The organism is Arthrobacter sp. Z1-9 (assembly GCF_054792695.1).
On record NZ_CP096456.1, the window covers coordinates 1,595,291 to 1,608,791 of the forward strand.

The 13,501-nt window shown below is 66.0% G+C and carries 12 protein-coding genes; 9 read left to right on the forward strand and 3 right to left on the reverse strand.

What is annotated here, in order from left to right; translation table 11 throughout:
- Positions 1-139: 139 nt before the first annotated feature.
- Together M1D93_RS07305 and M1D93_RS07310 are read left to right on the forward strand one after the other, a co-directional pair.
- Complete coding sequence (locus M1D93_RS07305) at positions 140-1,951, forward strand: proline--tRNA ligase (protein WP_461174469.1); 1,812 nt, start codon at positions 140-142, stop codon at positions 1,949-1,951.
- A gap of 9 nt (positions 1,952-1,960) precedes the next feature.
- Positions 1,961-2,758 (forward strand): sulfite exporter TauE/SafE family protein, encoded by a 798-nt coding sequence (locus M1D93_RS07310; RefSeq protein WP_461174470.1) that lies wholly within the window; start codon positions 1,961-1,963, stop codon positions 2,756-2,758.
- A 20-nt stretch (positions 2,759-2,778) separates the two neighbouring features.
- Here M1D93_RS07310 and M1D93_RS07315 read toward each other — a convergent pair whose 3' ends face one another.
- Positions 2,779-3,822, reverse strand: coding sequence for an aminoglycoside phosphotransferase family protein (locus tag M1D93_RS07315; protein WP_461174471.1), 1,044 nt, complete (start codon positions 3,820-3,822; stop codon positions 2,779-2,781).
- 114 nt (positions 3,823-3,936) lie between these two features.
- Positions 3,937-5,034 carry a DUF4439 domain-containing protein gene (locus M1D93_RS07320; protein WP_461174472.1) on the reverse strand — a complete coding sequence of 366 codons (1,098 nt, stop codon included), beginning with the start codon at positions 5,032-5,034 and terminating at the stop codon, positions 3,937-3,939.
- A gap of 139 nt (positions 5,035-5,173) precedes the next feature.
- On the opposite strand from M1D93_RS07320, the gene M1D93_RS07325 reads away from it, so the two are divergent.
- From M1D93_RS07325 to rbfA, 5 genes are all read left to right on the forward strand, one after another.
- Positions 5,174-5,782, forward strand: coding sequence for a ribosome maturation factor RimP (locus M1D93_RS07325; protein ID WP_461174473.1), 609 nt, complete (start codon positions 5,174-5,176; stop codon positions 5,780-5,782).
- The gene (gene nusA, locus M1D93_RS07330) at positions 5,782-6,762 is read left to right on the forward strand and encodes a transcription termination factor NusA (RefSeq protein WP_461174474.1); all 981 of its coding nucleotides are present in this window, start codon (positions 5,782-5,784) and stop codon (positions 6,760-6,762) included. Before M1D93_RS07325 ends, nusA begins: the two co-directional genes overlap by 1 nt.
- A gap of 182 nt (positions 6,763-6,944) precedes the next feature.
- The gene (locus M1D93_RS07335) at positions 6,945-7,286 is read left to right on the forward strand and encodes a YlxR family protein (protein ID WP_461174475.1); all 342 of its coding nucleotides are present in this window, start codon (positions 6,945-6,947) and stop codon (positions 7,284-7,286) included.
- 152 nt (positions 7,287-7,438) lie between these two features.
- Positions 7,439-10,372, forward strand: coding sequence for a translation initiation factor IF-2 (infB, locus tag M1D93_RS07340; RefSeq protein ID WP_461174476.1), 2,934 nt, complete (start codon positions 7,439-7,441; stop codon positions 10,370-10,372).
- 294 nt (positions 10,373-10,666) lie between these two features.
- The gene (gene rbfA, locus M1D93_RS07345) at positions 10,667-11,176 is read left to right on the forward strand and encodes a 30S ribosome-binding factor RbfA (protein WP_461174477.1); all 510 of its coding nucleotides are present in this window, start codon (positions 10,667-10,669) and stop codon (positions 11,174-11,176) included.
- A gap of 76 nt (positions 11,177-11,252) precedes the next feature.
- Here the strand turns inward: rbfA and M1D93_RS07350 are convergent, their stop codons facing one another.
- Entirely contained in the window at positions 11,253-12,392 is a 1,140-nt protein-coding gene (locus tag M1D93_RS07350; protein WP_461174478.1) for a ScyD/ScyE family protein, read from the reverse strand.
- 185 nt (positions 12,393-12,577) lie between these two features.
- Between M1D93_RS07350 and M1D93_RS07355 the strand changes: the two genes are divergently transcribed.
- Positions 12,578-13,060, forward strand: a complete 483-nt coding sequence (locus tag M1D93_RS07355) for a nucleoside deaminase (protein ID WP_461174479.1) — start codon at positions 12,578-12,580, stop codon at positions 13,058-13,060.
- Positions 13,061-13,062: 2 nt separating this feature from the next.
- Positions 13,063-13,500: a thioredoxin gene (gene trxA / locus M1D93_RS07360; RefSeq protein ID WP_461174480.1), complete on the forward strand. Its 438-nt coding sequence runs from the start codon at positions 13,063-13,065 to the stop codon at positions 13,498-13,500.
- Position 13,501 lies beyond the last annotated feature (1 nt).

Below are 13,501 nucleotides of genomic sequence, written 5' to 3' on the forward strand. Positions count from 1 at the left end.
TGCAATGACCAGCCCTTTGGGGGGCCAGGGGCTTTGTGATGCCGGGCGTGGCTCTACTGCGCTTGCCGGTAGATTAGTACCCAGACGAAACGCCCGGCCTGCTGTTGCTCCAGCACTTCCCCAGAAACGGATACCACCCGTGGTTACAAGACTGTCCCAGCTATTCCTGCGCACCCTGCGTGAAGATCCCGTCGACGCCGAGGTGGCCAGCCACCGCCTGCTGGTCCGCGCAGGCTACATCCGCCGCGCCGCCCCTGGTATTTACACCTGGCTGCCGTTGGGGCTGAGTGTCCTGCGCAAGGTCGAAGCCATCATACGGGAGGAAATGGCGGACATCGGGGCGCAGGAAGTGCACTTCCCTGCGCTCCTGCCGCGTGAGCCCTACGAGGCCACCAACCGCTGGACCGAATACGGCGAAGGCCTGTTCCGCCTCCAGGACCGCAAGGGCGCCGATTACCTGTTGGCTCCCACGCACGAGGAAATGTTCACGCTGCTGGTCAAGGACCTCTACTCCTCCTACAAGGACCTGCCGCTCAGCCTGTACCAGATCCAGAACAAGTACCGCGACGAAGCCCGCCCCCGTGCCGGCCTCCTGCGCGGACGCGAGTTCATCATGAAGGACTCCTACTCGTTCGACGTCGACGACGCCGGCTTGGACGCCAGCTACGCCGCCCACCGTGGCGCCTACCTGCGCATCTTCGAGCGCCTCGGCCTGGAAGTCATTCCGGTGACCGCCACCGCCGGTGCCATGGGCGGCTCCAAGAGTGAAGAATTCCTGCACCCGACAGAGATCGGCGAGGACACCTTCGTCCGCTCAGCCGGCGGCTACGCCGCGAATGTCGAGGCGGTCACCACAGTAGCGCCGGCAGAGATCGACTTCTCCGCTGCTCCAGCCGCCGAGGTCCTGGACACCCCGGATACCCCCACCATCGACACGCTGGTGGCAGCCGCCAACCAGCTCGCCCCCCGTTCACAGGCCGACGGCGGCGCCTGGACTGCCGCGGATACGCTCAAGAACGTTGTGCTGGCCGTCACCCTGCCCACCGGGGAACGCCAGCTCGTGGTGATCGGTGTCCCGGGCGACCGCGGTGTGGACCTGAAGCGCGTCGAAGCCAACATTGGATCCTTCCTGCCGATTGCAGGCGAGATTGGCCTTGAAGCAGCCAACGACGATGACCTCAAAAAGCAGCCGCTGATCGTCAAGGGCTACCTTGGACCGGGCCTGACGCTGGACGAACCGCTGCTGGGCAGCGAGAGCGCATCGAAGCTCCTCTACCTGGTGGATCCGCGCATCGTCAGCGGCACCACCTGGGTCACCGGCGCCAATGAAGCCGGCAAGCACGTCTTCGGGCTGGTGGCCGGCAGGGACTTCACGTGGGACGGTGTCATCGAGTGCACCGAAGTCCGCGCAGGCGATCCCGCCCCGGACGGTTCCGGCCCCCTGGAAACTGCCCGCGGCATCGAGATGGGCCACATCTTCCAGCTTGGCCGGAAGTATGCCGAAGCCCTGGAGCTGAAGGTCCTGGACCAGAACGGCAAGCAGGTCACGGTAACCATGGGTTCCTACGGCGTGGGTGTCACCAGGGCAGTTGCAGCGCTGGCCGAATCCAACAACGACGCCAAGGGCCTGGTCTGGCCGCGTGCCGTTGCGCCCGCGGACGTCCACGTGGTGGCGGTCGGCAAGGGCGAGGACATCTTCGCCACGGCTGAGCGGCTTGCAGCAGACCTGGAAGCCGCGGGCCTCGATGTCCTGCTCGATGACCGGCCAAAGGTTTCGCCGGGCGTCAAGTTCGGCGACGCTGAACTGGTGGGCGTACCCACCATCCTGGCCGTGGGCCGGGGCCTGGTGGACGGCGTGGTGGAGATCAAGGACCGCCGCAGCGGCGAAGCTGAGAACGTAGCGGTGGACAAGGCAGTTGACTACGTGGTCAACGCCGTCCGCGCCAGCTGACCCGCGAAGGTGCTCTTAGGGCTTGAGTCCATCCAGCTCACCACGCTGGTTTTGATCGTGCTGGCCGGCTTCGCCGCCGGGTGGGTGGACGCGGTGGTGGGCGGGGGCGGACTGATCCAGCTCCCCGCCCTGCTGCTGGTCCCGGGCATCACGCCCGTCCAGGCGCTGGCGACCAACAAGATGGGGTCCATTTTCGGAACCGCAACCAGCGCCGTCACGTACTACCGGCGCGTGGGACCGGACCTGCGGACCGCACTGCCGATGGCCGTGATCGCCCTGGCCGGCAGCTTTGGCGGCGCCATACTCGCCGCCACGCTGCCGGCCAGCGTGTTCAAACCCATCATCGTCGCGGCGCTCGTGGCGGTAGCGCTGTTTACGGCGCTGAAACCGGATGCGGGGCACATCACTGTTTTGCGGCACGACGGCCACAAACATTATGTGGTGGCATGCCTGATCGGCGCCGTCATCGGCTTTTACGACGGCCTGATCGGCCCGGGGACCGGTTCCTTCCTGGTCATCGCCCTGGTTTCGGCGATGGGATACGCCTTCCTCGAGGCCAGTGCCAAAGCCAAGATCGTCAACATGGCAACCAATGCAGGTGCCCTGATGTTTTTCCTGCCGCACGGGTCCATCCTGTGGGGCCTGGGCCTGCTGCTGGGTGTTGCCAACATGGCCGGCGGATACCTTGGGGCAAGGACAGCGGTAGCGCAGGGGAGCCGGTTCGTCCGCGTCGTCTTCCTCGTGGTGGTGGCCGCCCTGATCCTGAAGCTCGGATACGACGTCTGGCAGGAAAACTTCAGCACCTGATCCACTGCAACCACTGGCCGTCAGAGTGCGCCAACCGCCTCGCCCGGCTCAGGCAGGTGGTGCGCCGAAGGCAGCCCGTCAAGGGTGTTGCCGGCCAGGGTGCTTGCCACCCAGAGGGACCTGGCCACATCACCCCGATGGCCGGGCTTGCCCGCGTACGCCAGGGCGTTGGCCACTTCCCTGGCGATGGCCCACTGCCGGGCAACATCAGGGTCAAGGCCCGCGGCGGAGCTGAAGTCCACGCAGCGCCGGCGCAGGGCGGCTTCGGCCCCGTTTACAGGCAAATCGGAAAGGCGGTTCCACAGCAGCGGGGCCACGGCGAACTCCGGCTCGCCGATCATGGGCTGGGGGTCAATGGCAGCGTAGCCGGCCGCCGTCGCAGGTCCTGCTGGTGCGGACGCGGCCGGGCGGGCCAGTACGTTGAGGTAATGCAGGTCCGTGTGGACCAGAACGTCGCGTGCCGAACGCCGTCCCACTGCACCGCGGGTCTGGCACACCTCAAGCGCGGCCTCGAGCAGCCAGCGGGGGAACGGGCGCCCCAGCTGTTCCCAGTCGGCCGGCAGATCGTCGCTCCATTGTTCAGTACGGGCGGCGATGTGTTCGAACTCCTGCCACTTCGGCCGGTCATCGGGGCTGAGGCTCAATTGCCTCACCAGGCCGGCCCACACCATCACGGCGTCGTCCATCGGGACAGCGGTGAGCGAGTGTTCGCCGTCGAGCCGTTCCAGGAGCATGGCACACGTTCCCGCGTCGGACGCCAGCAGCGCCACCGCTCCCCGTCCCTGCCAAAGGTCCAGGGCGTAGCGCTCCGCCCGGGCTTCGTCGTGCGGAAAGGCGACTTTGAGTGCTGCCTGGGCGCCGTCCGGCTGCCGCACCGGGATGACGACGCCGCCGTGGCCGTTCCAGGGCAGGGCGCCGGGAGGCAGGTCCGGCGTCAGCTGCCAGTCCTCCAGCCGGCCCTGGATAAGGTCCGGCAGGGACGCGAGCCACGCCCGCCCCGCGCTGCTGCGCGTGTACCGCGCAGTAAGGTCAGGTGGTACTGGTACTGCCAGTGGCTCGTTCATCACTCCCAGCCTAGGCGCAGGCCGGCGGCGGATGTGGCAAGGTACGGCCTCAGATCACTCCCGTGGCTCCAAGCGGGCTGCCATCGCTGAAGGGGGCGCCAGGCGGTAGTTGATTTATACCGGCAGTTGCGGAAGCTGCGCTTCGTCCAGGACGAGGCCCGGCAGCGGGCCTGCTTCGGCGCCCCAGTACTGGGCACGGCGGGCTGCTCCCTGCAGTGCAGACAGGGCCCATGCCCGCGTGGTTCCGTCGGTGATGGCCACGATGTCCCCGTAGGCCGGCAAAGTGGCTTTCTCCAGGCCGGCGAGTCCGGCCGCGGGGGATTTCAGGAACCCCGGGTCCAGGACGTACCCGGGCGGTTGCGGTGATGGTGTCCCGCAATTCATGAGGCTGTACGTTTCGGCCTGGTCCGCGAGGTCCTGATGCTGTGCCAGGAAGTCCGACGCCGTTCGCGCCCCCTCGGGCGGAAGGCGGGTGAGCGCGGCCTGGTAGCCGTACACCGTCTCCAGCTCCGCCTCAGCCGCGGCGGCAAGTGCTGCCCCCACGCTGACCCCGCCGGCCGCCGCCGTCGCCGGGCAGGCTGGCCCTGCTGCCGGGTCAGTAGAACCGCGGCTGTTTGCCGTTTCGTCTCCTGCGGGCGGGAGCTTTCCTTCCTGCGCCTGGTCTTCCCGGGCAGGTGCGCCAGGCACCCCAAGCTGCTCGGCTGCCAGGAGCTGCGCAATTCCGCTGCCGGCCAGCAGCCGCGCCATGCCGCCGTCGGCCGTTTCTGCGTCCTTCAGCCGTTGCTGCCCGCTGGCGGCGAGGGCGGAGGCGAAATCCGGCACAGTGGCAGGGGCAGGAGGCGTCGACGGCAGGGGAGCAGCTGACGGGTGGGCGCCGGCAGGGCGCGATGTAGTCGCAGCGGCCGGCGCCCTGTCTTCAGCGGAAGCCGGGCCGGCAGGAAGCAGCAGCGCCCGGGCCTGGATGGTCAGCAAGGTCACAACGCCTTCCAGCGGGGCTGCAGGCGTTCCCCCCGCAGCCGCATTCCCCTCGGCGGCGGCAAGCGCCTGCGCTGCGGATCGCAGGGTCAAAGTGTCTTCCAGCGCTGCTGCACGCGCCTGTTCGGAAAACGGTGGTTCCGCGGGTGCAGGCGGTTTGGGCGGGATCAGCGCGAAACCCAGGCTCAGGACAACGAGGGCTGTGAGCGTCAAAACGAAGTACCGGAAATAGCGCATTCGCGGGGGATTTTCCTGGCTGTCGTCTTTCACAACAGACCATGGTGTCACGCCGAGGGGGAAACGCCGTGCACCAATGAGCCGGTAAAATAGCTACGCTAGTACACACAACATCATCTAACGGGAGGCGGCCGGCATCGTGAGCAACGCAGAAGCCACGGCTTCATCAGACCATACCGGAACGGGTAAGGCTGACGCCGCACACAATCCGGAAGCTGCACGGCTCAGGGCGCTCCTTGAACCCGCGGTCCAGGCCAACCGCCTGTACCTTGAGGACGTGGCGATCATCCCCGGTTCACACCGGGTGGTCCACGTAGTGGTGGACCTTCCCCAGGAAGAAACCGGCGGGGTGAGCCTCGACGTCATCGCCGACATCTCCAAGGTCCTCTCCGACGTGCTGGACAACGATCCCGCCGATGACGGCCGTCCGTATGACCTCGAGGTCTCGTCACCCGGCGTCGGCCGGCCGCTGACGGAACCCCGCCACTGGCACCGCGCCAGGGGCAGGATGGTGAAGGTCAACGTTGTCCAGGGCGACAACCTCACAGGCCGCATCAAGGCAGTGGATGACGGCGGCGTGACTCTTGTGCCCGAGATCGCGGTCAAAAAGGGAATGAAGGCCAAACAAGGCGATCCCATCAAGCTTCCTTTCGACAGGATCCGCAACGGAAAAGTCGAGATCGAATTCAGCCACCTCAACGAGGACGGTCTGGAACCTGAACACAATGGACCTTCTGAGGAGGCCTGATGGATATTGACATGAGCGCACTGAGACTTCTGGAGCGTGAGCGTGAAATCCCGCTGGACCTCCTGATCCCCACCATCGAGCAGGCGCTCCTGGTGGCGTACCACAAGTCGCCCGGCGCCTTCGAGAAGGCCCGCGCGGAGCTGGACCGCAAGAGCGGCCACGTGACCATCTGGGCCGTGGAGATTGACGACGACGGCGCCCCCATCGGCGAGTTCGAGCACACCCCGGAGGGGTTCGGCCGCATCGCTGCCAGCACTGCCCGCCAGATCATCCTCCAGCGGTTGCGTGACGTCGAGGACGACAATGTCCTGGGTGAGTTCAAGGGCCGTGAAGGCGAACTGGTGTCCGGAACCATCCAGCAGGGCCACAACCCGCACATGGTCCAGGTCAACCTCGGCACTGTTGAGGCGCTCCTTCCCCCGCCCGAACAGGTCCCGGGAGAGAAGTACATCCACGGCAACCGCCTGCGTGCCCTGGTCATCGATGTCCACCGCGGCAACAAGGGCCCGTCCGTCACGCTTTCCCGGTCCCACCCGGGCCTGGTCCGGAAACTCTTCGAACTGGAAGTACCGGAAATCGCCGACCGCTCCGTGGAGATCGTGGCACTGGCCCGGGAAGCGGGCCACCGCACCAAGATCGCCGTCAAGGCAAACGCCTCCGGCATCAACGCCAAGGGCGCCTGCATCGGCGAAATGGGCTCGCGCGTTCGCGCCGTTATGACTGAACTCAATGACGAAAAGATCGACATCGTCGATTTCAGCGAGAATCCCGCCACCTTCATTGCCAGTGCGCTGTCCCCGTCACGGGTGAATTCGGTCACCATCACCGACGAAGCCACCCGTTCCGCCCGAGTGGTGGTTCCCGATTACCAGCTTTCACTGGCCATCGGCAAGGAGGGCCAGAACGCCCGCCTCGCGGCCAAGCTCACCGGCTGGCGCATCGACATCGTTTCCGACGCTGCAACAGCACGCGAAAACTAGCTGCCCGTCAAGGGCGGCCACGCCGGAACCCCAGCGGGGTTTCCGGCAGAATGGCCCGGAGGGGCTAGAATAGAAAAGGCCGCGCCCAACGGCCGGCAGTTGTGCGCCCTGAGCGTGCCCCTTCCGCTGGACACAGCGGAGGTAAGGCATTCCCGGGGCCGGCAGATATAAACGTCAGGAAGATGACCGTGGCAGTGCTTTCCAACGGGAATCAACCGGAACGTACCTGCATCGGCTGCCGGAAGAAGGGCAAGCGGAATGAATTACTCCGGCTCGTCGCCGAAGGCAGCGGTTCATCCGCTGTCCTGGTGGATGAACGACGCCGGATGGCTGGCCGGGGTGCATGGCTGCACCCCAGCGAATCGTGCCTGGCTCTGGCGATCAAACGGCGGGCTTTCGGACGTGCCCTTTCGGGTGCAACCGGAACTGCCGCCCTCGAACACTGGATCAAGTCGGGAACGAACGTTGCAGCCGCGGCAACTGCAACACCAACCGTCCAACCTGAAAGCGGGTCAGAAATCTGATGGAAACCCGATGAGTTCCCAGCGATGAGTGCGCAACGATGACAACTTTGTTGCGCTCTGCAATGGGCCCTTCTGCAGTAATCGCGGCTTGGGCCCGCAGTAAGAAGTAGACGGTTCGTGCCTGGCTCGGTGCGGACCGAGACAGGAGAAATGTGGCCAAGGTCCGCGTACACGAGCTCGCCAAAGAGCTCGGTATTACTTCCAAAGATGCAGTGACAAAACTGCAGGAACTGGGCGAATTCGTTCGCTCTGCCTCTTCCACCATTGAGGCCCCCGTTGTGCGGAAACTGCGCAACGCCTTCCCCGATGCTGCTGCCAAGGCATCAGCACCGGCCGCCGCGCCCAAGGCAACCGCTCCGGCGGCACAGGCGCGTCCTTCAACGCCCGCTCCCGGTCCGGCAGCGCCCAAGGCTCCGGCAGCACAGGCACCGGCCCCCGCCGCTCCGGCAGCACCGGCACCCGCTCCCGCTGCACCGGCAGCACCGGCTCCCGCTGCATCGGCTCCCGCTGCACCGGCCGCAAGCGCCCCCGCCGCTCCGGCTGCGCCTGCTGCTCCGTCCACCGGCGCAAAGCCCGGTGCGCGTCCGGCCCCCAAGGCCGAAACCCCGGCTCCACCCACCCGCTCCGGCGGATCACAGGGTGGTTCCGCTCCCCGTCCCGGCGGTCCCCGTCCGGGCAACAACCCCTTCGCCACCTCCCAGGGCATGCCCCGCGGCCGTGGCGGCGACGGCGACCGGGCTCCCCGCCCGGGCAACAACCCGTTTGCCACCTCCCAGGGCATGCCCCGCCCGGGTGGAAGCCGTACCGACGGTGACCGTCCCGGTGGTCCGCGTCCCGCAGCAGGTGCCGGCGGACCCCGTCCCGGTGGTCCCCGTCCCGCAGCAGGTGCCGGTGGGCCCCGTCCCGCCGCAGGTGCAGGCGGCCCCCGCCCCGGTGCACCGCGTCCCGGCGGTGCCGGTGGCAACCGTCCTACTCCCGGCATGATGCCCAACCGCACTGAACGCCCGGCTCCGGCCGGTGCAGGACGTCCGGGTGCCGGCGGCCGCGGTCCCGGACGCCCGGGTGGCGCTCCCGGAACCGGTGCTCCCGGTGCCGGCGGCGGTGCACCCGCCGGTGGCGGCTTTGGCAAGGGCGGCCGCGGACGCGGCGGCACCCAGGGTGCCTTCGGCAAGGGCGGCGCCGGACGTGGCAAGCAGCGCAAGTCGAAGCGCGCAAAGCGCCAGGAACTTGAGCAGATGAGTGCCCCGTCGCTGGGTGGCGTGAGCGTACCCCGCGGCGACGGCAACACTGTTATCCGCCTCCGCCGCGGCTCGTCCATCACGGACTTCGCCGACAAGATCGAGGCAAACCCGGCCGCACTGGTCACCGTGCTGTTCCACCTCGGTGAGATGGCAACGGCGACGCAGTCGCTGGACGAGGAAACCTTTGCGCTGCTGGGCGAAGAGCTTGGCTACAAGCTTCAGGTTGTGTCGCCGGAGGACGAGGAGCGCGAGCTGCTCTCCACCTTCGACATCGACTTCGAAGCAGAGCTCGAAGCCGAAGGCGACGAAGACCTCGAGGCACGTCCTCCGGTCGTCACCGTCATGGGCCACGTGGACCACGGTAAGACCCGCCTGCTTGACGCCATCCGCAAGTCCGACGTTATGGCGGGCGAACACGGCGGCATCACGCAGCACATCGGTGCCTACCAGGTCACGCACAACCACGAGGGCAACGACCGGAAGATTACCTTCATCGATACCCCGGGCCACGAGGCGTTCACCGCCATGCGTGCCCGTGGTGCGAAGGTCACCGACATCGCCATCCTGGTGGTCGCAGCGGACGACGGCGTGATGCCCCAGACCGTTGAAGCCCTCAACCACGCCCAGGCAGCCAACGTGCCGATCGTGGTGGCGGTGAACAAGATCGACAAGGAAGGCGCCAACCCGGAAAAGGTCCGCGGCCAGCTGACCGAGTACGGCCTGGTTCCCGAAGAATACGGTGGCGACACCATGTTCGTGGAGGTCTCCGCACGCCAGAACCTCAACATCGACGAGCTGCTCGAGGCAGTCCTGCTTACCGCAGACGCTGCCCTGGATATGCGCGCCAACCCGAACAAGGACGCCCGCGGTATCGCGATCGAAGCCAACCTGGACAAGGGCCGCGGTTCCGTGGCCACCGTCCTGGTGCAGTCCGGCTCGCTCCGCGTCGGCGACACCATCGTTGCAGGCACCGCCCACGGCCGCGTCCGTGCGATGTTTGACGACGACGGCAGCGCCCTGACCGAGGCCGGCCCGTCCCGCCCCGTCCAGGTGCTGGGTCTGTCCAACGTGCCGCGTGCAGGCGACACCTTCTTTGTGACCGCTGACGAGCGCACCGCCCGCCAGATCGCCGAGAAGCGTGAAGCAGCCGACCGTAACGCCGCCCTGGCCAAGCGCCGCAAGCGCATCAGCCTGGAAGACTTCGACCAGGCAGTGGCCGAAGGCAAGATCGACACCCTCAACCTCATCCTCAAGGGTGACGTGTCCGGTGCCGTGGAAGCCCTCGAGGACGCCCTGCTCAAGATCGACGTCGGCGAAGGCGTGCAGCTGCGCGTCATCCACCGCGGTGTTGGTGCCATCACGCAGAACGACGTCAACCTGGCGACGGTCGACAGCGCCGTCATCATTGGCTTCAACGTCAAGCCTGCGGAGCGGGTTGCCGAACTGGCGGACCGCGAAGGCGTGGACATGCGCTTCTACTCCGTCATCTACTCTGCAATCGATGACATCGAGATGGCGCTCAAGGGCATGCTCAAGCCGGAGTACGAAGAATTCCAGCTGGGTACCGCTGAGGTCCGCGAAGTCTTCCGTTCCTCCAAGTTCGGAAACATCGCCGGCTCGATCGTCCGCTCGGGCATCATCCGACGCAACACCAAGGCACGCATCAGCCGCGACGGCAAGATCATCGGTGACAACCTCACCGTTGAGACGCTCAAGCGCTTCAAGGACGACGCCACCGAGGTCCGCACGGACTTCGAGTGTGGTATCGGTCTTGGCTCGTACAACGACATCACCGAAGGCGACATCATCGAGACCTTCGAGATGCGTGAGAAGCCGCGCGTCTAACCTCGGTTAGTCCTGGCAAAGTGCGGGGTCGTTGGAATTTCCCCGGCGGCCCCGCACTTTTCCGCCGTAGAGGGGGCCCCGCCCCTACGCTGGGCGGCTTGGGATCTTCGATCCTGCGCCGCCCAGCTCCGGCAGGCCCGATGCCACTCCCGGGCCCCCTCCACGGCTCCAAAGTGCCGCCGGATAAATTCCAACGGGTCCCTTCCGGGCTCGCGTTGGGTGCGTGGCATCAATCCAAACTGGGTACGTCTGTTGCACCACGTCGTCGTACCCCCAAATTTTTTAGGAGTGGAAATGGCTGATCCGGCACGTGCTGCCAAGTTGGCGCAGCGCATTAAGGTTGTTGTTGCTGAGGCCCTGGGCCGGAAGGTTAAGGATCCCCGGCTGGAAGGCATCACTGTTACCGATGCCCGGGTGACGAACGACCTGCAGCATGCCACCCTCTACTACACCGTGTTTGGTGACCAGGCCGTTCAGGCGGATGCTGCCAAGGGCCTGGAGAAGGCAAAGGGTGTGCTTCGGCAGGAAGTGGGGCGCAATCTGAGCATTCGCCTGACTCCAACCCTTGAATTCGTCTCTGATGAAATTCCCGTTATCGCGTCCAACCTGGAGGAACTCCTGCGGGAGGCCAAGAAGCGTGACGCCGAAGTGGCTGCCCTGGCGGCGCAGGCCCGGCATGCCGGGGACGCCGATCCCTACCGGAGCGACGCGTCCGCCGATGTGGACATCGACGAAGACGATTTTGATGAAGAGGACTTCGACGCCACCGACGACGAGGAACTCGACGAAGACGGCAGCAAGTAACCAGCGAGGCTGGTCAGCAGAAGGCCCGCACCACATGGTGCGGGCCTTTTGCTGACCAGAGAACTTTGTTGGCTGACTAGTCGATATGAACCCGGATTACTTTGCCCAGGAACGGTTCTGCTGGAGGAGGCGCTCCCGGGCCGGCCGGGGCGCCGGACAGCGCGTCAACTGTGGCGTACAGGTGTCCGTCCTGGAATTCGACGGCGGCCGGCTGGTTTACCGTCAGGAATTCTGAACGATGATCCCCCCAGCAACTGAACTTCAGGATGTTGCCGCCGAAGAGCGACGCCACATAGATATCCCCGTTGTCCGCGATGGCTAGGCCCGTGGGGGAGAGGATCTCGTCGGCCCAGAGCTTTGTCTCGCCGGTCCACCGGTTGACTTTGAAAATCGCGCCGCGTTCACCCAGCGCCGGGCTTTCCGGGCCGCCGGGCAGGGAAGTCACGTACAGCCAGCCGTCGGGCCCAACCTCCAAGTCTGTGGGAACAGGCTCAAAAGCGTATTCCTTGCCAGCAACGCAAGCCGGCACGCCAAGGCCACCCTGCTCCTCCGGAAGGGTAGCGCTTTCCGGAATAACCGTGGGCCGCGGCGGCAGCACTGCAAGAGTGGAAATGTCGCCGCTCTCAAGGTCTACTTCCAGGATGGCGTTCGCACCCGCGTCCGCTACATACGCTTTGCCGCTCCGCACCGCCACGGCGTAGGGATGCGAGTCCACCCCGCCCTCGTAGCGGGCAGGCGGATACTCAGGCCAGTCCGCCAGGCACTCGTCCGTGACGTCCGGTTCAAAGCCGTAGTTCTGGTCGCCGTCCGGGTTGTGCTTGCGTTCGTAGCTGGCCAGGTCCGCGATGGTTCGGACGTCTCCGTCCTCGTCAATAGACTTTAGGTAGCCTTTAAGAGCTTCAGGATTGCCCAGGCCGGCGCCCGCGCTCTCAAGAAAATACGTGATTCCATGCCGGACTTCGACGCCGCCAACGTCCCAGCCCTCTTCGGCCTGATAGAGCGCAGTAGTGGTGCGGTCGTCATTGACGCCGTTGAGGAGGCCGGCGAAGTTCTGGGTGACGAGAACATCCTCCTCCGTATCCACGGCCAAACTGAGAGGTGCTGCCAAACCCTCTACCAACGTGCGCGGAGGGTGCTCGCTCGAACCCGCCACTGCAGGCCCTGCAGGAACAACTATTGCCGCAGCAGCGAGATATGCGACCATTGGAATCTTCATTTTCATTGGGTACTCCGTTTTGGCGCCCTTGACGGGCCGGATAAGGAGCCTCGCGGGAGGCAAAAATTCCGAAACCCCCGGCGCCAGATTACGCCTGCCGGACAAGAATGTCGCCAGGATTTCCCCCCTATTCCGCCCCCCTATTTTTGTCCCCTAATGCGAGCCCCTTTGGCTAGGATCGAGCTATGAACCAGGCGGACCACGGCGATCCCAACCAGTACCTTGAACGGGCAGTGGCGCTGGCCACCCGGAACGTTGCCGACGGCGGCGGTCCCTTCGGGGCTTTGGTGGTGACCAAGGACGGAAGGGTGCACGAGGGCGTTAACCGGGTCACCCGCGATAACGACCCCACGGCACACGCCGAAGTGGTGGCCATCCGCACCGCTGCTGCCGCCGTCCGCAACTTCGACTTGCGCGGGGCGGTTCTCTACACCAGCTGCGAACCCTGCCCACTGTGCCTGGCGTCTGCCCTGTGGGCGCGGATCGACCGCGTCTACTATGCAGCCGACCGCCACGGCGCCGCTTCCGCCGGCTTTGATGATGCCGTCTTCTACGACTACTTTTCGGGTACGCGCCCGGAACTGTTGCCGGTCAGCAGGGGTGAGGTCCCGGCGTCGGACGCCCCATTCCAGGCGTGGGGCGCCCATAAAAGCAGAAAGGACTACTAGGCGTGGAAGCCACCCTCGTTCAGTGTCCCCACTGCGGTAAGACAAACCGCATCCCCGCCGCCGCTGCCGGGCGGCCGCGCTGCGGCAGCTGCCGCGGCGGGCTGCCCTGGATTGTGGAAGCGGGGGACGCTGACTTCAGTGCCGTAGCCGAACGGTCGCCCGTTCCGGTGCTGGTGGACTTTTGGGCTGCGTGGTGCGGGCCCTGCCGCATGGTGAGTCCCGTGCTGGACAAGCTTGCCCGTGAGCGGGCGGGCGACGTCAAACTGGTCAAGGTGGATGTGGACACATCGCCTGGCTTGTCCCGGAGGTTCGACGTGCAGGCCATTCCCACTCTGATGGTGATCGTGGACGGCAAAGTGGCAGCAAGGCAGGCCGGGGCTGCGCCGGCGGAGGTCCTGCGCGCCTGGCTGGACGGGGCGCTGGCCGGCACCCGCAGCTAGC

Bases quoted from the DNA above. Each gene is read 5' to 3' on its own strand.
- M1D93_RS07315 (WP_461174471.1), bottom strand. From the start codon at position 3,822: ATGAACGAGCCACTGGCAGTACCAGTACCACCTGACCTTACTGCGCGG.
- M1D93_RS07320 (WP_461174472.1), bottom strand. From the start codon at position 5,034: ATGCGCTATTTCCGGTACTTCGTTTTGACGCTCACAGCCCTCGTTGTC.
- nusA (WP_461174474.1), top strand. From the start codon at position 5,782: ATGGATATTGACATGAGCGCACTGAGACTTCTGGAGCGTGAGCGTGAA.
- M1D93_RS07335 (WP_461174475.1), top strand. From the start codon at position 6,945: ATGACCGTGGCAGTGCTTTCCAACGGGAATCAACCGGAACGTACCTGC.
- rbfA (WP_461174477.1), top strand. From the start codon at position 10,667: ATGGCTGATCCGGCACGTGCTGCCAAGTTGGCGCAGCGCATTAAGGTT.
- M1D93_RS07350 (WP_461174478.1), bottom strand. From the start codon at position 12,392: ATGAAGATTCCAATGGTCGCATATCTCGCTGCTGCGGCAATAGTTGTT.
- M1D93_RS07355 (WP_461174479.1), top strand. From the start codon at position 12,578: ATGAACCAGGCGGACCACGGCGATCCCAACCAGTACCTTGAACGGGCA.